We start from the raw sequence: 20,073 nt of genomic DNA on the forward strand, positions 1-20,073 counted from the left end.
ATGATCGTCATCGACTCGGCGTCGCCCGTCCCGCCGTTCGAACAACTCCGCGCCCAGCTCGCCGGGCAGATCCAGGAAGGCACGCTGGCCGTGGGCATCAGGCTGCCGACCATCCGCCGCCTGGCCGCCGACCTGGGCCTGGCGGTCAACACGGTCGGCCGGGCCTACCGGGAACTGGAGGAGGCCGGGCTGATCGAAACCCGCGGCGCCGCCGGATCCTTCGTGTCGGCGGCCGGGGCGCAGGGTCGCGAACGGGCCCGCCGCGCCGCCGCCGAGTACGCCGCCGTCATCGCCAGCGTCGGCATCGACACCACCGAGGCCGTACGCATCGTCCAGGCGGCCCTGGCCAAGGGCGTACCCGAGGCGGCGGGCTAGGTGTTCCGCGGCCACGTCCACGCCACCCGGGTGATGAGCAGCAGCAGCGCCATCTGGATGGAGATGCCGACGATGTAGTACGCCCAGGTCTCCCCTGCGAGCGAGACCCCGGCGGTCACCGCGTAGAACAGGCTGACCACGATGTTGGCGATCCGGTTGAACCGGGCCGGGGCGAGCAGCGAGACGGCGACCATCAGCGACGCGACCGCGACGTACAGCGTCGTGAGCACCAGGAACACCTGGTCGACCACGAACCCGCCCACCTCGCCGGCGAGCACACCCCGGACCAGGTCCGCGCGATAGAAACCGAACAGGTCGACGTAGGCGAACACGAGCAGAGTGGTGGCCCACAGACCACCGAGCACAACCTTGACGTCAACGGCGAGATCCCGAAGCTGACCCTTCATGCCCTGTTCTCCTCCTCCACGGGGCGAGCCGTTTCAGTCTCGGCGGCGCCGGCAGCGGACGCCCTCTGCCTGAGGCCGGGATCTCCCTGGCTCATCGGCCAGGCTGGTTGCCGGCAGTACGACCGGGGCGCGCCCTACGCCCGGATCGCTACTGTGGCAGTCGTGTCGAACGCCGCGGCATCTCCGCCGCCCGCCTGGCGGGACTGGACACTCGCCGCGTTCGTGCCGGCTGCGCTCGTGGCCGATGTGGCCTTCCGCGACCTCGCCTGGTGGCCCGTCGCCGTGGTGTTCAGCTGCGGCCTGGCGGTGGCAGTCCTCGTCCGGCGTACCCGTCCGCTGCTCGCGGTGGTGTACGCCTTCGGCGGGTTCGCGGTGCTCGAGGTGGTCTCCGTCGTCGCGGGCAGCGAAGCCTTCGACCTGACCAGCGGATGGGTGGTGCTCCTGCTGGCGTACTCGCTGCTGCGGTGGGGCGCCGGCCGCGACGCCGCCATCGGGGTCGCTGTCGTGGTGGCGGCGCTGGCCGTCATCGTGACCGTCAACTTCCCCGGGACGGCGGAGGCCACCGCCGGGATCGCGATCGTGCTGCTGGCGGCCGCGCTCGGAACGTCCGTACGCTACCGGAACGCGGCCCGCGCGCAGCTGATCATGCAGGCGAAGCTCCAGGAACGCGAACAGCTGGCCCGGGAACTGCACGACACCGTCGCCCACCATGTCTCAGCGATCGCGATCCAGGCGCAGGCGGGCCTCTTCCTCGCACGATCGTCGTCACTGAGCGGCGCCACCGAGGCCCTCGAGATCATCGACCGTGAGGCCGCCCGGACCCTGGCGGAGATGCGCACCATGGTCAGCGCGCTGCGGGACCGCGGGCAGGCGCCGGCCGTGGCCGGCCGGCGCCGGATCGGCGACATCGTGGACCTCGCCACCGACGGCGCCGACGCGCTGCGCATCGGGGTCGAACTCCGCGGTGACCTGACGAACCTGCCACCGGCCGTCGAGAGCGCCCTGTACCGCGTGACGCAGGAGTCGATAACCAACGCTCAGCGCCACGCACGGCTGGCCACCCGGGTCATGGTCGAGGTGACCGGCACCGCCAACGACGTCCGCCTGACGGTCACCGACGACGGCGCACCCGGCGCGTCCGCCGCCGGCCCGTCCGGCTTCGGGGTGGCCGGCATGACCGAGCGGGTCGAGCTGCTGGGTGGCACGCTCTCCGCCGGGCCGAACCCGGATCGTGGCTGGAGCGTCCGGGCCGTCCTCCCCCGCCGGGGTGTGGCATGAGCATTCGCGTAGTCATCGCCGATGACCAGGGCATCGTCAGAGCCGGCTTGTCGACGATCCTCACCGGTCAGCCCGGTATCGAGGTCGTCGGCCAGGCCCCCGATGGGCTCGCGGCGGTCTCGCTCGCCCGGCGTCTGCGTCCGGACGTGTGCCTGTTCGACATCCGGATGCCCGCCCTCGACGGCATCGAGGCCACCCGGCTGCTGGCCGGGCCGGACGTCGCCCAGCCACTGGCCGTCGTCGTGATCACCACCTTCGACACCGACGAGAACATCTACGGCGCCCTGCGCGCGGGGGCCCGCGGCTTCCTGCTCAAGGGCGCCGAACCGGACCAGCTGGTGCAGGCCGTCCACGCCGCGGCGAAGGGCGACGCGCTGATCGACCCGGCCGTCACCGGCCGGCTGCTGGCCACCTTCGCCCGCACCCACCCGGCGGTCACACCCGCGCAACCTGTCACGCCGCTGACCGACCGGGAGGAGGACGTGCTGGGCCGGGTCGCCCGGGGCGCCACCAATGCCGAGATCGCCCGGGAACTGCACATCAGCATGAGCACGGTCAAGTTCCACCTCGCCGGCCTCATGACCAAGCTGGCAACACGCAACCGGGTCGAGCTCGCCCTGTGGGCCTACCAGACAAACCGCCTCTCGTGACCGGCCGAGGCCGGTCACGAGAGGCGGGCAGCTCAGCCCGGATCTAGGGCTGGGAGAAGTGGTCGCGGCTGCAGAGGAAGGCGACCGTGTGGCCCAGGTGTGCCTCGACGTCGAGCACCTGGGTCGTCACGTAGCTGCCCGAGTTGAAGAGACCGGCCTTCCAGAAGTCCAGTTTCAGGGTGCCGGACTGGGCGTCCGCGAGCGTCAGGTCGACCGAGGCGGACTTGGTGTCGTTCGCGGTCTCCAGCCGGCGGATCCAGAACCAGTGGCCGAAGAACTCGGTGTGCACCTCGATGCGTTTCCACCAGGTGATCATGTCGGCCACCTGGAGGCGGAGCGTGAGGGTCCCCGGCTTGCCGGGCAGGACGAGGTAGTGCCAGCGGTCCCACCCGTTGTCGACGAACGTGCCGTTGCCGGTCAGCCGGGGGGCGCTGGTGACGGCCGACGCCGTGACCGCGGCCATCGGGTGGTCAGCCGCGGCGGCGCCGTTGCCGGCGGTTGCCGTCGCGGTGGGGAGTGTGCTGATTGCCTGCTGGTTCATGGTTTTCTCCCTGTGAGTCGGGTTGCGGAGGGGTCGGTTCCCGGCCTCCGTGACTGAGCGTCCGCCCTCCGGCGTCCCGGGTGATCCGGGCTGACCCGCCACATCTCCGAGGGTTTTCCCTCGCGGCCGGCAGTCGGTTTTCGGACAGACGAGGCGCGCGACGGCAGCGACAATGGGTCGACGATGGGCGGCCGACATGCACGTTGCCGTGAACAGCACAGCAGTGGCTCAGCCGGTCGGGGCGAAGGCCGCCATCGGTTGGATCGGCGCGGCTCTGGTCACTGCCGTGGCCGTTGCCGGGGTGCTGCCGGTCGCGTCGCAATGGCCGGTCATCACCACCGCCGCGGTCCTCACCAGCACGGCGTGGGCATCGACCGGCGCGGTGCTCGCCGCGGTGCCCGGCCAGGGGGTCAACGCGGCCCTGTTTCAGCTGGTCGGTCTGTTCTGGGCGATCAGCTGGCTCGACAACCATGAGGCCGGGCCCTTCCCCGCGCTGGCCTATCTGGCCGGTCCGGCCCAGCTGGTGGCCGCGGCCACGGTGCTGCTGCGGTACCCGCACTCCCGGCTCGAGCCCTGGAGCCGGGTCTACGTCCTGGTCGCGGCGGGCTGGCTGCTGCCCCTGCGGCTGCTCACCATGCTGTTCTCGGAGCCGGAGCGGCTGCAGCACGACGCCCGCGTGTGGTGGCCGACGATCGCCCACGACGACCGGGCTTACCACGTGCTTTCCGACCTGTTCTGGTTCGGCTCGGCGATTCTGCTGCCGCTGTTCGTGGTGGTCCTCACGAGGCACCTCTGGCGGGCGGCCCGCATCGATCGGCGGATGCTGGCGCCGCTGATCGTCGCCGCGGCAGGCGCGGCGGTCACCGTCATCATCCGGGTGCCGTTGCGCATCGTCGCCCCGTCCGTGACGACTCCGATGGTGCTCGTGGCGCTGGAAAGTGCCGGCTTGTTGTGCATACCGCTGGCGTTCCTGTGGAGCGCTGTGAACCGGCGGCTGGCCCGGGGCACCATAGCCGACCTGGTGGTGGCGCTGGCCCGGCTGCGTACGCCGGTGGAGATCCGAGGGCTGTTGCGCGCCACACTGCACGACCCCCGGCTGGAGATCCTTTACCGGTCCCCCGGCCTGGACGGGCTGGTGAGCTCGACGGGTTCTCCCGCCGACGCGCCGGATCCCGACCGCAACGTCCTCGTCGACGTCCACGGACACGACGGCAGCCTGCTCGCCACCGTCGTCGCCGATCGCGCCCTCGAGCGGTACCGGCCACTGCTCGACGCGGCGGTGTCCGCGAGCGGCATGGCGATCGAGAACGCGCGGTTGCAGGCCGTCGCCGAGGGGCAGATGCGGGAGGTTCACGAGATCCGGTCGCTGCTGGCCGGGGCGGGGCCGGCGGAGCGACGCCGCATCGAGCGGGACCTGCACGACGGGGTGCAGCAGCGTCTGCTCGCCCTAGCGATGAGACTCGAGGTGGTCCGGCAGAGCACACGCGAGCCGGCGGTACGGACGATCGTGGACCAGACCCATGAGGAGGTGCGCGCGTCGCTGGCGGAGCTGCGGAGGCTGGCCCACGGCATCCGCCCGTCGGCGCTCGACGCGGACGGGCTGCGGGCGGCCGTCCTCGACCTGGCAGCGCGCATGCCCGTGCCGGTCCGGGTCGATGTGCCACCGCGGCGCTGGCCACCGGCGGCGGAGGAAACCGCCTACTTCGTGGTCTGCGAGGCGTTGGCGAACGTCCTGAAGCACGCCGAGGCCGGCACGGCGACCGTGGTCGTCACCGATCGTGGGGAGAGGCTCGGCGTCGAGGTCGGCGACGACGGCCGTGGCGGCGCCGACCTCCGGGCCGGTACGGGCCTGACCGGCCTGGCCGCGCGTGTCGAAGCGACCGGCGGCACCCTGACAGTGCGGAGCCCTCCCGGCGGAGGAACCTTGATCGTGGCGGAGGTCGCATGGACGTGACCCCTCGGCGGGTCGCGCTGGTCGACGACTCGACGTTGTTCCGGGGTGGCCTCGCCATGTTGCTGGGCAGCGTCGGTGTCGAGGTCGTGCTCGAAACGCCGCCCGGCGACGGCGTTCCGGCAGCGTTGACGACCGCGTCCCCGGATGTGGTGATCCTGGACATCCGCATGCCGCCCACCTTCACCGACGAGGGGATCGCGCTCGCCCGGGAGGTGCGCCGCGTCCGGCCCGCGACCGGAATCCTGTTGCTGTCCACGTTCGGCGACCCGGCGTACGCCGCCGATCTGCTGACCATCGGCTCCACCGGCACCGGATACCTGATCAAGGACCGGGTCACCGACGTCGGGGCGCTCCGTGACGCGATCGAGCGAATCATGGCCGGGGAGTGCGTGATCGACCCGGACATCGTGGCCCAGCTGCTTCTGCGCAGCCGGGCCGCCGGACTGCTCGAGCGGCTCACCGCGCGTGAACTCGAGGTTCTGAAACTCGTCGCCGAGGGCCGGTCGAACCGCGCCGTGGCCGGCAAACTCCACATGAGCATCAAGACCGTCGAGGCCTACATCGCCTCGATCTTCACCAAGCTCGACCTGGCTCCGGCCGAAGAGGACAACCGGCGCGTCCTCGCCGTCCTCACCTGGATGCGCGCCACACCCGGACACTAGGGAAAACCCTGGCGTGACGGCGGGATCGCCCGGATGTCCCGGCCGGGCCCGGCGGCCCACGCTCGGTACATGACACTCTCACGTTCGTCACTGATGAAAGCTGTTGTTCCGCTCTGCATCGCGCCGCTGCTGCTTTCGGGGTGCGGCCGCGCGGCGAGGTCGGCCTCCGAGGTCGCCGGGCCGGCCGCGCGAGAAGCCGGTGAACCCCTCGCACGCGGTGGCGGCGAGGTGGGGGAGCGCCAGGCCACCCGCGCGGCGGTCGAGGCTGAGGCCGAGGCCATCGTCGCCCCCTACGGGCGGCGGGTCGTCGACACCGCCTGCCGGCTCAAGGACTCCTACGATCTGCTGACCGCGGAGGACTTCGAGGAGCGGGCCGCTGCGGTCGCGGGGCTGGCCAACGTGGGCCAGGTGCGATCCCTCATCGAGGACCTCAAAGAGGCGAAGTCGTCCGGGGAAAGGGTACGCGTCTTCGCGGTCGCCTTCGCGTGCCAGTCGGCGCAGCCGGTGGAGTGAACCGTGTTCAGATCTCCTGGCGCCGCTGCACTGTGCCGCCGCTCAGCTCGCGGATCCGTTCGACCAGGGCCAGCACGAACGGGTCCCGGTCGAACGGCGCGGAGCCGAAGATGGACGTGCCCGTCCACCTGTGCTGTCGCTGCGCCCCGGCAAGAGCCGCCCGTAACGTCTCGAGGTCCCCCTCGATGCTGCCGGTCTGCTCCCACCTCGACAGCGCCTGGGCGTAGAGGTCCGCGTCAGGCGGACAGGTAAGAGCGAATGCGATGAGGGCCTCCTCGCCGGCGCCCGCCTCGGGGACCGCGACCTGCTCTGTCATCGGGCTGCTCCTTCGGGTCAGGGATTCCAGTCGATGTGCTTCGTGCACGAGGTGGGCTGCTGCCGCGGACTGCCACAGGTAACCACCGTTGCCGTGCTGCCGGATCCGGGGCGGGCCGTCACCGGGCCGCATGAGGTCGGTGGGCGGGTCGGGAAGCCAGCAGTCCCGACCGGCAGCCGGCTCGGTGGCCCGGCATTCCGGGGACGCCTTCCGGAACAGTTCCCGGCCGACCGGGTCGGTGTGCCGGTAGAAGTTCACCCAGCTGTTCCCGGCCGGCACCGCCAGGCATTCGTCGACAAACGCCTCGTTGACGTACGTGGGGAACCACCGCATGTAGAGATGGCCCAGCGGGTTGCCGTACGTGACGACCGACAGCCTGGCACGGTGCTCCTCCTCGAGCCCGGTGAGCTGGGCCAGAGCGGCCGCGGTGAGCGCCGCGCCCTGGCTGTGGCCGCAGAGCAGCACCGCGTTGCCGTTGCTCAGCAGGGCCGTCGTCCGGTGAACCAGGTCGGGCACGGCGCGCTGGGCATAGCTGGGCGGGGCGAGCGGGTGGAAGCCGCGTGGCCAGAACGTGGTGATGTCCCAGGCGACACCCACGGCCCGGCGGGTGCTGTCGCTGCGGATGGCCCGGCGCAGCAGCAGCACGCCCGCGACCGGAATGAGGGCCAGCACCGTCGTGGCGATCGCCTCGCCGAACAGCCAGGGAACGTCGAGCGGGGGTGGGTCGGCGCCGGCCTCCGGAAGCCCGCGATCAGCCACCCGGACGACCAGTGCCAAGCCCGCGGCGAAGGCGGTGATCGCGCCGAGACGTACGGCGTGGGGATGCCTCGCCGTGCCGGCCGCGGTGAAGGCGCACACCCCGGCGCCGAACAGCAGGACGATGCCACAGATCGCGAGGGTGACCGGGAAACCGGACCCGCGCCACTCGGCGAAGGCCCAGACCGCATAGGCCACCAGGCAACCACTGCTCAGCAGCACGACCGCGATCACCAGGTTCTCCAGCCACCGTGCCGCGCCGGCCAGCCAGAGCCACGTACGGACAGAACGCAGCCAGCGACCGTCCCGTTCGTCGCCGGCGAGGTGCTGCCAGCCCGGCAGTGCCTCGTACCGCTTCCAGACCGCGAACTCCGCGGCCAGCGCGACGTCCGGTTCGCGGCGCCGGCGCCGCACAGAGATCCCGGCCACGACGGCGAAACCGACCACGACCGCGAGAACGCCGGTCACGTTGAGCTGCGCCGACGCCGTGTACGACACCGGGTAGCTCAGCTGCCACAGCTGTTCGCCCGAGGTCGGCGCCGCCTCCGGGCTCAACCAGCGGGCGACCCACACCACGATGCCGGACCCGACGGCCAAGGTCATGGCCACGGCCACGACCAGGGCGACGATCGGCGCCGGGAACCAGGCGGGTTTGGCCCAGTTGTTCAGCGCGCGCACCTGGCGGAGACCGGCGACGGCCACGACGCCGTGCAGGAGCCCGGCCAGGTAGATGACCACGAGCACCACGTCGAAGAAGCCGACGATGCCGGGCATGATGCCGGCCTCGGCCGGCGTGCCGGCGGGCTGGACGGAGACGGCGAGCCAGGCTGCCCCCAACGCCAGCCCGGCCGTCGCGTACACCGGCGCCGCGGAACGCTCGGCCACCACCCGGCGCAATCCGTCCCACGCCGCGCAGACCACGGCGACGGCCAGCAAGGCCCCCACCACGAACCAGGCGGCCCGGACCACATCGGAGAACTTTCCGCCCGCCTTCGCCACCGACAGGAGCAGGAACGCGATGACCAGGACAGACGAGGCCAGGTGGATGCGGCGGGCCGGCTCGTCATAGGTGCGGGCGGTCCAGAAATGGGGGCTGCTCATCGTGATCCGGGCCAGATCGGCGGGTGCGACCCGCTCCGTCGCCGGAGTCGAAGTGGCCGGCGCCCCGTGTTCGTCGTACCGCCGTTTGGAGACCGCGGTGAGCCGTGCCATCACCAAGATCTGCGCCACGGGGATCACCGCCGCCACGGCGGCCGCCCCATGCGGATGGCCGTCCAGGTGGAGCCACTTCCACACCCCGTCCGCGCGGCAGGTTGTGCGGGCGCACTGCCAGGCGCCGAGATCCATCGACATCTGGGCGGAGAAGATCAGGTAAAGCCAGGTGACGCCGAGACCGACCACCCGGGTCATGTTCTGCTGGACGACGATCAGCCAGTTCGCCGGCCCTGTCTCCCGCCCGCGCCCGCCGAGGGCCATCCAGCCGGCCAGGTTGACCAGCGCGAACGGCAACAGGATGAGCCACAAGGCACTCGACAGCGCCTTGGACGTGAGCCCGCCCCAGGAGTAGACCTCGCGATGCCACCGGGAGCGGCCCTCGACACGCCAGTCGAGGCCGCGCCAGACGCCGGCCACCCTGTCCCCGGTGATCTGCCGGGCAGTGGGATCATCCAGCATGGCCGTCGGTGAGCCGCCGCCCACGCCGTGGACGCGGATCTCGGTGACGCCACGTTCGTCGACGGTGACCGGCCAGTCGAGGTCGCCCTCGGCCGGTTGTCGCGAAGGTCCGGATGTGCCGGTCATGAGGTGACCTCGATCCTGGAGGTACCCCTTTTCATACTCCCGCGTCACCGACGGCCGGTGGGTAGTGTCCGCATCCGGACGGGACCGTGGCTGTGCGCGCGGCTCCGACGTCACGTCTGGAACGCAGCATCGCCGCATCGGGCGACCGGACGGACACCTGCTGCTTGTGCCCGGCGGAGCGGCACAAGCAGCAGGGTGTCCTCGCCGTCAGCGACCGGCGCCGACCGGCTCGGGCAGGACCGGGGGTTCGTCCGGCACGGTGTCGCGCAGACGTTCACCCTCCACGTCGACGTTGGGAAGCATGCGGTCGAGCCACTTCGGCAACGCCCACGCGCGGCGGCCGAGCAGCGCCATCACCGCGGGCACGATCGTCATCCGTACGATGAACGCGTCGAGCAGGATGGCCGCGGCCAGCGCGAAACCGATGGACTTGATCAGCGGGTCGGGCGCCAGGATGAAGCCCGCGAAGACGCTGATCATGATGATCGCCGCGGCGGTGACCACGCGGGCGCCGTGCGCGTAACCGACGGTCACCGCCCGGGTCGGCGGCGCGCCGTGCACGTACTCCTCGCGCATGCGGCTGACCAGGAAGACCTCGTAGTCCATGGCCAGGCCGAACACGATGCCGATCAGGATCACCGGCAGCAGGCTGACGATCGGGCCGGTCTGGTCGACGCCGAACAGCTCGGCCAGCCAGCCCCACTGGAAGACCGCCACCACCGCGCCGAACGTCGCCACCACCGAGAGCAGGAACCCGGCGATCGCCTTGAGCGGCACCAGGATCGAGCGGAACAGCACGGTCAGCAGCAGCAAGGCCAGAACGACGATCACAGCCAGGTACGGCAGCAGCGCCCCGCCCATTTTCGCGGCGATGTCGATCGTCACCGCCGTCGTGCCGGTGACCGAGAGGTCGGCGCCGGTGCTCGAGCGCAGGCCTGCGTCGGTGTCGCGGATCGCGTGCACCAGATCGGTGGTCTCGGTGCTGTCCGGCGCGGCGGCCGGCACGACCTGGATCATCGCGGTGTCGCCGGCCTCGTTGAACGTCGGCGGACTGACCGACACCACCCCGGGCAGTGCCTTGATCGTGTCGGACGCCGCCGTCGCCGCCGCCTTGGGGTCGCTGCTGCCGGCGCCGTCGACAACGACCAGCAACGGCCCGTTGTAGCCGGCGCCGAACCCCTCGGTCACCAGGTCGTACGCCTTGCGCTGGGTGGTGTCGGGGGCGGCCATGTTGTCGCCCGGCAGCCCCAGCCTCAGGTCGAGAGCGGGCAGGGCCAGCACCCCCAGCGCGGCCACCGCCGCCACGACGGTCAGCACCGGCCGCCGGGTGATGCCCTGGGCCCACCGCAAACTCAGGGTCGGCTTGTCGCCGTCGGCCTCGATGTCGCGGGCCCGTCCGCCGCGCCCGGTGACGCGCCGCCCGGCAAAACCGATCAGGGCGGGCAACAGGGTGAGGGCGATGAGCACGGCCACCGCGACCGCGCCGGCCGCGGCCAGGCCCATCTCGGTGAGCACCGGGATGTTCACCACCGCCAGCGCGGTCAGCGCCACGACCACGGTGAGCCCGGCGAACGTGACCGCCGACCCGGCGGTGCCGACCGCGCGCCCGGCCGCCTCCGCGCCTGGCCGGCCCAGGGCCAGCTCGTGTCTGTACCGCGACACGATGAACAGGGCGTAGTCGATGCTGACCGCGATGGCGAGCATCAGCGCGAGCGTCGACGTGCTGCTGCTCAGGTCGAAGAAGCCGGACGCCAGCTGGATGCCGGCGATCGAGGCGCCCACCCCGAGCAAGGCGGTGAGCAGGGGCAGCCCGGCCGCGACGAGCGAGCCGAACGTGATGGTCAGGACGACCGCGGCCACGCCGAAGCCGATCACCTCGCTGAGGCCCTGCTCCGGCTCGCTCTGCAGGGCGTCTCCCCCGGCCTCGACGGTCAGCCCGGCGTCACGCCCGGCCTCCGTGGCCTGCAGGAGCGCCTCACGGTCGGATTCCGCCACCTCGGCGGCGGGAACCCGGAACGAGACCTGGGCGTACGCGATGGTGCCCGCCTCGTTGATCGTGTTGCTCAGCGGGTCGCTCACCTCGGCCACCTGCGGACCGGCGCGCAGTGCCGCCACCGTACGGGAAACGATGTCCTTGTTGGCGGGGTCGGTGAGCTTTTCGCCGGGCGGGGCGGCGAAGACCACCCGGGCCTCGGCGCCGGCGCCCGGTGACTGGCCGAAGCGCTCGCCCAGCAGGTCTTGCGCCTGTTGCGCCTCGGTGCCGGGAATGGTGAAGTCGTCGGAGGTCGGCCCGGACAGCGTCAGCGCGCCCACGCCGAGCAGCCCCAGCATCGCCAGCCAGATCGCCAGGACCAGCTTCCGCCGGTGGAAGCTGAACCGGCCGAGCCGGTACAGATAGGTTGCCATCGGATCCTCCGAGCAGCCGGTGTCAGGTCTGCTCAACGGTCGCGAAACGTACGCCGGAAGTCGTCCTCCAGCCGCAGACAGTTCGCTACTGCGGTTGCGGTAGCCGAAACCGCGGCGAACTACTGCATCGAGATGACGCGGCCGGTGATGCCGCCGCGTAGCCTCGGCAATGATGGACACGACCGAGGGACACGTGCTCGGACGCTGGCGGGTCTTCGCCGAGCGTCCGATGCTGGTCGACTTCCTGCTGGCGCTGGTGCTGGCGGCCGCGGTGTTCAAGGCCGCTCTGCCCGAGTCGACGCACCGGCCCAACGGCTGGGACGTGCTGATCGCGGTGGTGGCGTTCGTGGCGGTGCTGGGCCGCCGCAGCCGGCCGATGCTCGCGCTGGCGATCGCCACCTCGGCCACGGCCACCGGGGTGGTGCAGGACGTACGCAACCCGGGGCTGATCCTGGCGCTGATCGTCATCACCTACTCGATCGCGGCGCACACCGACCGCCGCCGCGGCTGGATGTGCGCCGCGGCCGCGTCGTCGGTCGTCTACCTGACCGTGGTGCTGCTCAACCGCGATGCCTGGCTCCGGGCCGACGTGCTCGGGCTGTTCGCGTGGATCTTCCTGGCCGCCGCGGTGGGCGACGCGGCCCGCACACACCGGGCGTACGTGCGTGAGGTGGAGGAACGCGCCCGCCGGGCCGAGCAGAGCCGTGAGGAGGAGGCCCGCCGCCGGGTCACCGAGGAGCGCATGCGCATCGCCCGTGAGCTGCACGACGTGGTGGCCCACCACATCGCGGTGATCAACGTGCAGGCCGGGGCGGCCACGCACATCCTCGAACGCCGGCCCGAGCAGGTGGCGCCCGCGCTGGCGCACATCCGGGAGGCGTCCAACAGCGTGCTCACCGAGATCCAGTCCGTGGTGGGCGTGCTGCGCAACGCCGACGAGCCGGCCGACACCGAGCCGGTGCCCGGGCTGGCCCGGCTGCCCGAGCTGCTGGGGGGACTGGCGGCGGCCGGCTTCACGGTGGAGTTCCGGCGGTTCGGCGACGACGCCGAGCTGCCCGTCGTGGCCGACCTGGCGGCTTACCGGATAGTGCAGGAAGCGCTGACGAACGCGTACAAACACGGCGACGGCGCGGCCCGGCTCACCGTGCGGCGCACCCCCGAGACGGTCGAGATCGAGGTGGTCAACACCCTGCCCGCGGGAACGCCGCCGACCGGCTCGGGATACGGGCTTCTCGGCATGCGCGAACGCGCCAACGCGGCCGGTGGCGCCCTCAGCGCCGGGCCGGTCGGCGACGAGTTCCGGGTCGACGCGGTGCTGCCGGCCTGCGCTCCGGCGCCGGCCGACATCGTCCCGCCTCCGCCCGGACGGTCGCGGGCCGTCAGCGCCCTGCACGACGCCGTGACCGCCCACGTCTCGTCGATCCACGAGCAGGCCCACGCCTCCCTGCGCCTGGCCGGCCGGCCCGAACAGGTGGCGCCGTCACTCGCCGTGGTCCGTGAGACCTCCGACAGCGTGCTCACCGACATCCGCTCGGTCGTCCGCCTGTTCCGCTGCACCGGCGAGCCCGGCGCAGAAACCCCAGACCCGGCCGGCGCATCGCCGGACGCCGTACGCGCGGACGACGCACCGTCGCCGGGTTCCGCACGCGCGGACCACGCCCTGCCGAAGAACACACCACCAGACTCCGCACGCGCGGACCTGCCGAGGAGCACACCGCCGGACTCCCTACGGGTGGGCGACGCGCGGTCGGAGGGCGAACGGCCGGGCGGTGAGTGGACCACCGTCGCACGATCGAACGACGCACCACCGGACGGCGCACATGCGGGCTCGCGGCCCGGCGGGCGGGAGCCGGGCATGGGGCGGCGGGATGGCGCCGGGCCGGGATTGGGTGATTTGCCCGGGCTGATGGCCGAGCTGGGTGACGCCGGCCTGGTGGTCGATCTTCAGCTGCTCGGCGAGCAGTGGCCGCTGCCGGCGGCGACCGACCAGGAGGCGTACGGCGTGATCGTCGAGGCCCTGGTCGGGGCCTACCGGCACGGCGTGCGTGACGTCCGGCTCGCGGTGCGGCACCGGCCCGGCGCGGTCGACATCGACGTGGCGGGCATGAGCGGGGACGAGTTCCGGGTGCACACGGTGCTGCCTACCGGGTCGGCGGCGCTCGCTGCCTCAGCCGCTGCCGCCACGGTGGTGCGGCCGGCGTGACCATCCGGGTGTTGCTCGCCGACGATCAGGCACTGATCCGGGCCGGCTTCCGCATGATCATTGACGCCGAGCCGGGGTTCGAGGTGGTCGCCGAGGCCGCCGACGGGCGGGAGGCACTGGGCCTGGCCCGCGAGACCCGTGCCGACGTGATCCTCATGGACATCCGGATGCCGCACATGGACGGCCTGGAGGCGACCCGCCGCATCGGCGCCGATGACGACCTGGCCGGCGTACGGGTGCTGGTTCTGACGACGTTCGAGAACGACGACAACGTGGTGCTGGCGCTGCAGGCGGGCGCGAGCGGGTTCCTCGGCAAGAGCGTGGCCCCGCAGGACCTGTTGCACGCCATCCGGGTGGTGGCCGCGGGTGAGGCGCTGCTGTCGCCGAGGGCCACCCGTGCGCTGGTCGGCCGGTTCCTCGACCATCTGGGGCCCGGGACCCCGTCCGCGCCGGCGCTGGACGACCTGACCGAACGGGAACGCGGCGTCCTGATGCTGGTCGCCCACGGACTGTCCAACGCCGACATCGCGGCGCGGCTGTACGTGTCGCCGCTGACGGTGAAGACCCACGTGAACCGGGCCATGACGAAACTGGGCGTCCGCGACCGCGCCCAGCTCGTCGTCATCGCGTACCAGTGCGGCCTGGTCCGCCCCGGCGACGCCCTCCCGGCGGAGTGATCCCCTACCCGCGTACGGGGTCGGCCCGCGGCACCTCCCGGCAGCGCGATCCCCACCCCGTACGGAGTCGGCCCGCGCCGCCCTCCCCGCAGAGCGATCCCCACCCCGTACGGAGTCGGCCCGCGCCGCCCTCCCCGCAGAACGATCCCCACCCCGTACGGAGTCGGCCCGCGCCGCCCTCCCCGCAGAACGATCCCCACCCCGTACGGGGTCGGTCCGCGGCACCTCCCGGCAGAGTCATCCCCGCCCCCGTACTCGGTTGGCCCGCGCCGCCCTCAGCGTGCGAGTGAGAGGTCGGCGACGAGGGGTGGCCGTGGGAGAAACCGTTCGCCGAGGGCCAGGAGCAGCGCGGCGAAGCCGAGCAGGACGCCGATCAACACGGTGCTCTGCACGCCGCGGGCCGGCAGGGCGAGACCGCCGAGGAAGGCGCCGGCTGTGATGCCGACGTTGACGGCGGCCGAGAGTGTGGCCGCGGCGACGTCCGAGCGACCCGGCGCGACCTGCAGGACGAGGCCGCCGAGGGACGCGGTGAAGCCGGCGAACGCGAGACCCGCCAGCCCGATCAGGGCCACCGCCACAACCGGCAGCGCACCGAACACGTACAGGCCGAGCAGGGCCACGAACTGCAGCGCGACCGTCGTGATCAGCGTGGTCCAGGGGCTGCGATCGACCATCGGCCCGACGGCGAGCACACCGAGGACGCTGACGATGCCCCGCGCCAGCAGGACAACCCCGATCGACGAGGCCGCGAACCCGCTGACCTCGGTGACGAACAGCGCGATGTAGGTGTAGGCGGCGATGGCTCCGGCCGTCGTCAGGACAGCCACCCCGACCAGCAGCCAGTATCGCCGCAGGTCAGGTGTTGTCCCCCGCGCGGCGTGCCCCTGCTCCGGACGTGTCGAAGGCAGCAGCGTGGTGACCATGCCGAAGACCACCAGGCCGAGAGCGGCGACCGCCAGGAAGGCCGTCCGCCAGCCCGCCCGCTCCCCCAGCCAGGTGCCCGCGGGCACGCCGAGAACCAACGCGATCGTCCCACCGGCGAACACGACAGCGACAACCCGCCCGCGCAGGGCAGGCCGGAACAACTCCGCCGCCGCCGGCACGACCACCGCCCAGAACAGGGCATGCGTGGCCGCGGTCGCGATCCGGGCCGTCATCACCAGCGTGAACGTGCCCGCGACCAGCGTGATCAGGTTGCTCAGGACGAACCCGGCGAGCAACGCCGACAACAGCAGCCTGCGCGGAACCCGGCGCACCGCAACGGTCAACGGCACCGAGGCAAGCATGACCACGGCCCCGTACGCGGTGACGAGCGACCCGACCCGCGACGGCGGGACAGCGAGGTCGGCGGAGATCGGGAGCAGCAGCCCGACCGGCAGCGCCTCGGCCGTGGTGTAGAGGAACGTGCCACCGGCCAGGCCCATGAGGGCGCCCACCGCACGCCGTGATCCCACCATCGTTACCTCCTAAACGCGTTATGCAGGTAACGCTAGAAGCTGGCCACAACCACGGTCAACCGGTAAAGTGACTTTTGATGGAAACACGGATGCGTCTCGTGGGCGGCAACCTCGCGCTGGACTTCGTCAACACCCGTTCCGGGCCCGACGACGACGTCCTGACCGACTACCCGTCCTTGATCAGCTGGGGCCTCTACGCGGGCGCCCTCACTGAAGCCGAGGCAGCACAGCTGAGCCCCCGCGCCCAGGCGGCCTTCACGCGAGCGCTGCACACCCGCGACTACCTCGACGAGGTGTTCCGTTCCGTCGCCACCGGCGCCGAGCCGGCCCCGTCCGCGCTCACCCGGCTGCGCGACGACGAGGCGGAGGCGCTCGCCCACGCTCAACTCGAGCGCGGGGACACGTTCACCTGGTCATGGCGTGACGACCACTCGCCCGACCGCCCCCTGAGACCCGTCGTGCACGCCGCGATCGAGCTGCTCACCCTGCGCGACCTGGCCCGCGTCAAGGCCTGCGGGGGTTGCCTCTTCCTCTTCTACGACGAGACCAAGAACCGCAGCCGCCGCTGGTGCAGCATGCAGGACTGCGGAACCGACGCCAAGATGCGCCGCTACATCGCCACCCGCCGCATACGGTCGTCGCCGGATCCGAGGCGGGCGGAATGATCCGGTCGGCGCCGGCGATCGCCACGACTCCTCGCATGCGCGGGGTTGCGCCGGGCACCGATGATTGAAAAGGTCACTCGGGTGTTTCAGCGGCACTGCTGAGAGTCAGCGCACCAGGCAAACGGGGATTTCTTGATGGCACGTGATCCATGGGAGGCATTCGCGCACCTCGTCGAGGAGGGCGAGTCGCTCACGAACCGTGCGCGGGCCGCGGACGAGGTGAGCGCCGAGCCGGGTTCGGACAGCACTGCCTCGGTGCGGGTGACGTTGGACGGGCAGGGCCGGGTCGCGGGTGTGACCGTGGCCGCCGGCTGGCGGGGGCGGGTGGGCGCCGACGGTTTGCCCGACGCGGTGCTCGAGGCGGCGCGGGACGCGGCCACCAAGCGGTTCACCGCGTGGGGAGACGCCTACGGCGATGATTCCGGCGACACGACCGGCTCGGCTGGTCCGGATGTCCTGGCCGAGCGCCTCGACTTCCAGCGGCGGCTGCAGGAGGCCGCGTCCGGCGAGATGTCCCCGCAGGACAGGCAGGCGGCGCTGACCGAGCTGCTGGCGCTGGTGCAGGCGATCGAACGCGGGATCGACGAGGTGTCCGAGGGGCTGGACGACACGCTGAACGCGACGCATCGCGGCCAGAGCCCGGATCGTCATGTCACCGTCACCGTCACGGGGGCCGGCGAGGTGACCGCTGTCCGCTACGACCGGTCCTGGCTCCGCGACGCGCACGAGATCAACATCGGGCGGCAGACCACGGCCGCTTTCCGGGCAGCGTACGAACAGGTCGCCGAGCGGGGCGTGCGGAAACTGATCGCCGGCAGCGGGCTCGGTGAGGCGCAGCGGGCCACTCAGGACCCGTACGGCCTGGCCCGAAGACTGCGCCTGACCGACTGAGCTTCGTCTGCTCGTCTTGAGCTTCGTCTGATCGTCTGAGAGGGGGACACGCCGATGACGGTGAAAGCCGCGATCGACGCCTTACGCCACGACTCCGAACTGTGGGACAACGTCGCCCGCGTCACCAACCGGGCCGGGCAGGAAGCCGGCGCGCTGACATTGGGCGAGTCCGAGCTGTCCTGGGCCGCCGTGCCGACGGGTCTGCTCAGCACCTACGCCGAGATCCAGCAGAAGACCGCCATGCTGCTCGGCGAGGCGACCACCGTCTACACCGGCCTGAGCACCGCGCTCGACAAGGTCGCCACCGCGTACGAGGTCAGTGACGAGAACGCCGCAGCACAGCTCAAGGGAGTGTGGGACGTCCGTGAGTAGCGAAGCCGCACTGCTCGCCGAGATCAACGCGGTCGTGGAGCGCATCGACCGCAAGACCACCGAACTGCAGAACGCGATCAACTCGAAGATCGGCTGGCTGCCCGGTTTCCTGCGGGACAAGGTCGTCTCGGGCTGGAACACGTTCTGCGACTACCTCAACCGCGTCTGGAGCAACTTCCGCGAGGTCGCCACGAACATGGGCTCCCCGTCGGCGTTGTGGGAAACCGCCGACGGGTGGAGCGACCGGGTCGGCAGCCCGGTCTCCGCCGAGGTCCAGACCGCCGACGCCGGCCTGCTGAACGTGGACGACAAGTGGGACGGCGACGCCGCCGACGCGTACCGGCAAACACTGCCCCTGCAGAAAACAGCCCTCGACAAGGTCAAAGCCACGCTCAGTGATGGCGTCTCGGCCGCCCTCAGCGACGTCGCCAAGGGCATCATCGTGTTCTGGACCGGACTGGTCGTCGCCCTGCTCACCCTGGTCGGCGGCATCATCGGCGCCCTCGCCTCCGCCGCCACCATCGCCGGCCTGCCCGCCGGGCCGTTCATCGCCGCCGGCGCGGCTCTGGTCGCCTCCGCCTCCATAATCGCCGGAGCCGAGGTCCTCAAATCCGTCTGCGCGGCCGCCAACTCCACCCTGCGGCAGAAACTCGCCGACAACTCCGGATTCCACCGAGGCCACTGGCCCCCGGCGGCCACCGATGTCCAGTAACCCCGCCCGCCGCGGCAACTCGGCACTGTCAGCGCTGACCGGACTCATGGCCCTCGCCGACGCCGGCCTGGCCCTGCTCGGCCTGCTGATCTGGAACGCCTACCGGCGCGACAACCTCACCGGCTCCGAAGCCGCAACGTTCACCCTGCTCGGCGTGTCCGCCGCCGTCGGCGCCCTGATCCTGCTCACCGCGGCGATCGGTCTCGCCCGCCACAGCCAGGGCGCCACCCGTCTGGCAACCGCCCTGGCCGGCCTCCGCACCGCGGCGGTCGTCGTGGCCCTCGCCGTCATCGCGATCCAGATCGGCGGTTCAGCGCTCGCCGGCCTGCTGGAAACCACCGGTGCCCTCGTCGCGCTCTTCGACGCCCTGATCGCACTGTGGGTGACAGCCGTCGCAGCCCGCCGCACCCGCCACCGATAATCGCCTCACCCCCGCCGCAGCAGGTGCGGGGTGAACGCCGGCGGCGGTGTCGCGACCCGGGACTGGTCGGTCCTAGCCGGCCGGCGGGTCGGGGAGGTGGGCGAGGGCTGACTTCTGGAACTCCTCCACCAGCTTGTTGTCCTCGCCCGGGCGCGTCAGCGTCACGGCCTGACACGGTGGGATGCCGTCGATCGGAATCGTTGTCAGGTCGGGGCGGATGAGGATGTGCTGGTCGCCGCGGGGGTGGATGGTTACGGCCTCGCCGCTCGCGACCAGCTCGAACTTGTCCTGGACGGTGTGCACAGCTGGGCCGGCGAGGAGCCGGCCGCCGCCGGGGCGTTCGGGCCACCAGAAAGCCAGCCATTCCGCGGAGGCGCCGGGAATGGCGAAGTTCACCATGGGTTCCTCGGCGAAGTCGTCCAGGGTGACCGACGCCCGCCCGGCCAGCCGGTGGGTGACCGGCACGACGAGCACCCGCGGATCGTCGTAGAGCACCGTGATGTCGCAGCCCTCGATCGGGAAGGCGAACGGCTGCCACGCCACCACCACGTCCACCCGGTGTTCCGCCAGGGAACGGGCGTCGTCCGGGGTCAGATACCGGGTGTGGATCTCGGCGTCGGGGAATCGCTCGCGCAGGTCGCGGACCGCGGGAGTGATGATGAAACCGGGCGCGTACCCGACGGTGACGGTTCCTGAGGCCGCGGCGGCGCGGACGGTTGTCACGGCTTGGCGGGCCGCCCCCAGCAATTCGTTCGCCTGGGCGACGAAAGCACGTCCGGCGGCGGTGAGCCGGCTGCCGTGGGCGTTGCGGTCGAACAGCCGGACACCGAGCTGCTCCTCGAGGCGTTGGATCTGACGGCTCAGCGACGGCTGCGCGATGTGCAACTCGGCGGCCGCCCGGCCGATGTGCTGATGCTCGGCGACGACGGTGAAGTACCGCACCAGCCGCAGATCCAGATCCGGCATGGGCAGATTTTACCGAGCCGCACAACATGCTTTTCGGGCATGAAGCGGATA

19 protein-coding genes are annotated in these 20,073 nt (G+C 71.6%); 13 read left to right on the forward strand and 6 right to left on the reverse strand.

Annotated elements, in window-relative coordinates; all coding sequences use genetic code 11:
* Nucleotides 1–375 carry a GntR family transcriptional regulator gene (locus tag C8E87_RS00805; protein ID WP_133871281.1) on the forward strand — a complete coding sequence of 125 codons (375 nt, stop codon included), beginning with the start codon at nucleotides 1–3 and terminating at the stop codon, nucleotides 373–375.
* Here C8E87_RS00805 and C8E87_RS00810 read toward each other — a convergent pair.
* Complete coding sequence (locus C8E87_RS00810) at nucleotides 372–782, reverse strand: DUF6326 family protein (protein ID WP_133871282.1); 411 nt, start codon at nucleotides 780–782, stop codon at nucleotides 372–374. The two genes, C8E87_RS00805 and C8E87_RS00810, sit on opposite strands and share 4 nt — an antisense overlap.
* A 162-nt stretch (nucleotides 783–944) precedes the next feature.
* Between C8E87_RS00810 and C8E87_RS00815 the strand changes: the two genes are divergently transcribed.
* Together C8E87_RS00815 and C8E87_RS00820 are read left to right on the forward strand one after the other, a co-directional pair.
* Nucleotides 945–2,060: a sensor histidine kinase gene (locus C8E87_RS00815; protein WP_133871283.1), complete on the forward strand. Its 1,116-nt coding sequence runs from the start codon at nucleotides 945–947 to the stop codon at nucleotides 2,058–2,060.
* Nucleotides 2,057–2,710, forward strand: a complete 654-nt coding sequence (locus C8E87_RS00820) for a response regulator (protein ID WP_133871284.1) — start codon at nucleotides 2,057–2,059, stop codon at nucleotides 2,708–2,710. The genes C8E87_RS00815 and C8E87_RS00820 overlap by 4 nt, the downstream gene beginning before the upstream one ends.
* Nucleotides 2,711–2,753: 43 nt before the next feature.
* Here C8E87_RS00820 and C8E87_RS00825 read toward each other — a convergent pair whose 3' ends face one another.
* The gene (locus C8E87_RS00825) at nucleotides 2,754–3,251 is read right to left on the reverse strand and encodes a hypothetical protein (RefSeq protein ID WP_133871285.1); all 498 of its coding nucleotides are present in this window, start codon (nucleotides 3,249–3,251) and stop codon (nucleotides 2,754–2,756) included.
* A gap of 208 nt (nucleotides 3,252–3,459) precedes the next feature.
* On the opposite strand from C8E87_RS00825, the gene C8E87_RS00830 reads away from it, so the two are divergent.
* The 3 genes from C8E87_RS00830 to C8E87_RS00840 all read left to right on the forward strand — a co-directional run bounded on the left by C8E87_RS00830 (nucleotide 3,460) and on the right by C8E87_RS00840 (nucleotide 6,380).
* Entirely contained in the window at nucleotides 3,460–5,205 is a 1,746-nt protein-coding gene (locus C8E87_RS00830) for a sensor histidine kinase (RefSeq protein WP_166661007.1), read from the forward strand.
* On the forward strand, nucleotides 5,196–5,867 hold the full coding sequence (locus C8E87_RS00835; RefSeq protein WP_133871287.1) for a LuxR C-terminal-related transcriptional regulator: 672 nt from the start codon (nucleotides 5,196–5,198) through the stop codon (nucleotides 5,865–5,867). The genes C8E87_RS00830 and C8E87_RS00835 overlap by 10 nt, the downstream gene beginning before the upstream one ends.
* Before the next feature lie 93 nt (nucleotides 5,868–5,960).
* Nucleotides 5,961–6,380, forward strand: coding sequence for a hypothetical protein (locus C8E87_RS00840; protein WP_133871288.1), 420 nt, complete (start codon nucleotides 5,961–5,963; stop codon nucleotides 6,378–6,380).
* A gap of 7 nt (nucleotides 6,381–6,387) precedes the next feature.
* On the opposite strand, the gene C8E87_RS00845 is transcribed toward C8E87_RS00840, so the two are convergent.
* The gene (locus C8E87_RS00845; protein ID WP_133871289.1) at nucleotides 6,388–9,252 is read right to left on the reverse strand and encodes a PE-PPE domain-containing protein; all 2,865 of its coding nucleotides are present in this window, start codon (nucleotides 9,250–9,252) and stop codon (nucleotides 6,388–6,390) included.
* Between the two features lie 207 nt (nucleotides 9,253–9,459).
* Nucleotides 9,460–11,658, reverse strand: coding sequence for an MMPL family transporter (locus tag C8E87_RS00850; RefSeq protein WP_133871290.1), 2,199 nt, complete (start codon nucleotides 11,656–11,658; stop codon nucleotides 9,460–9,462).
* 172 nt (nucleotides 11,659–11,830) lie between these two features.
* On the opposite strand from C8E87_RS00850, the gene C8E87_RS00855 reads away from it, so the two are divergent.
* Together C8E87_RS00855 and C8E87_RS00860 are read left to right on the forward strand one after the other, a co-directional pair.
* Nucleotides 11,831–13,861, forward strand: coding sequence for an ATP-binding protein (locus C8E87_RS00855; protein WP_166661008.1), 2,031 nt, complete (start codon nucleotides 11,831–11,833; stop codon nucleotides 13,859–13,861).
* Nucleotides 13,858–14,538, forward strand: a complete 681-nt coding sequence (locus tag C8E87_RS00860; protein ID WP_133871292.1) for a response regulator — start codon at nucleotides 13,858–13,860, stop codon at nucleotides 14,536–14,538. The genes C8E87_RS00855 and C8E87_RS00860 overlap by 4 nt, the downstream gene beginning before the upstream one ends.
* Nucleotides 14,539–14,813: 275 nt before the next feature.
* On the opposite strand, the gene C8E87_RS00865 is transcribed toward C8E87_RS00860, so the two are convergent.
* Nucleotides 14,814–15,995: an MFS transporter gene (locus C8E87_RS00865; protein ID WP_133871293.1), complete on the reverse strand. Its 1,182-nt coding sequence runs from the start codon at nucleotides 15,993–15,995 to the stop codon at nucleotides 14,814–14,816.
* A gap of 77 nt (nucleotides 15,996–16,072) precedes the next feature.
* Here C8E87_RS00865 and C8E87_RS00870 point away from each other — a divergent pair, with 77 nt between their 5' ends.
* The 5 genes from C8E87_RS00870 to C8E87_RS00890 all read left to right on the forward strand — a co-directional run bounded on the left by C8E87_RS00870 (nucleotide 16,073) and on the right by C8E87_RS00890 (nucleotide 19,056).
* Nucleotides 16,073–16,660: a CGNR zinc finger domain-containing protein gene (locus tag C8E87_RS00870; protein ID WP_133871294.1), complete on the forward strand. Its 588-nt coding sequence runs from the start codon at nucleotides 16,073–16,075 to the stop codon at nucleotides 16,658–16,660.
* Between the two features lie 135 nt (nucleotides 16,661–16,795).
* The gene (locus C8E87_RS00875; protein ID WP_133871295.1) at nucleotides 16,796–17,551 is read left to right on the forward strand and encodes a YbaB/EbfC family nucleoid-associated protein; all 756 of its coding nucleotides are present in this window, start codon (nucleotides 16,796–16,798) and stop codon (nucleotides 17,549–17,551) included.
* A gap of 54 nt (nucleotides 17,552–17,605) precedes the next feature.
* Nucleotides 17,606–17,923: a hypothetical protein gene (locus C8E87_RS00880; protein ID WP_133871296.1), complete on the forward strand. Its 318-nt coding sequence runs from the start codon at nucleotides 17,606–17,608 to the stop codon at nucleotides 17,921–17,923.
* Nucleotides 17,916–18,635: a hypothetical protein gene (locus C8E87_RS00885; protein WP_133871297.1), complete on the forward strand. Its 720-nt coding sequence runs from the start codon at nucleotides 17,916–17,918 to the stop codon at nucleotides 18,633–18,635. The genes C8E87_RS00880 and C8E87_RS00885 overlap by 8 nt, the downstream gene beginning before the upstream one ends.
* Nucleotides 18,625–19,056 carry a hypothetical protein gene (locus C8E87_RS00890; protein WP_133871298.1) on the forward strand — a complete coding sequence of 144 codons (432 nt, stop codon included), beginning with the start codon at nucleotides 18,625–18,627 and terminating at the stop codon, nucleotides 19,054–19,056. Before C8E87_RS00885 ends, C8E87_RS00890 begins: the two co-directional genes overlap by 11 nt.
* A gap of 72 nt (nucleotides 19,057–19,128) precedes the next feature.
* On the opposite strand, the gene C8E87_RS00895 is transcribed toward C8E87_RS00890, so the two are convergent.
* Nucleotides 19,129–20,022 (reverse strand): LysR family transcriptional regulator, encoded by an 894-nt coding sequence (locus C8E87_RS00895; RefSeq protein ID WP_133871299.1) that lies wholly within the window; start codon nucleotides 20,020–20,022, stop codon nucleotides 19,129–19,131.
* Nucleotides 20,023–20,073 lie beyond the last annotated feature (51 nt).

It is taken from the genome of Paractinoplanes brasiliensis (assembly GCF_004362215.1).
Taxonomy (GTDB): Bacteria; Actinomycetota; Actinomycetes; order Mycobacteriales; family Micromonosporaceae; genus Actinoplanes; species Actinoplanes brasiliensis.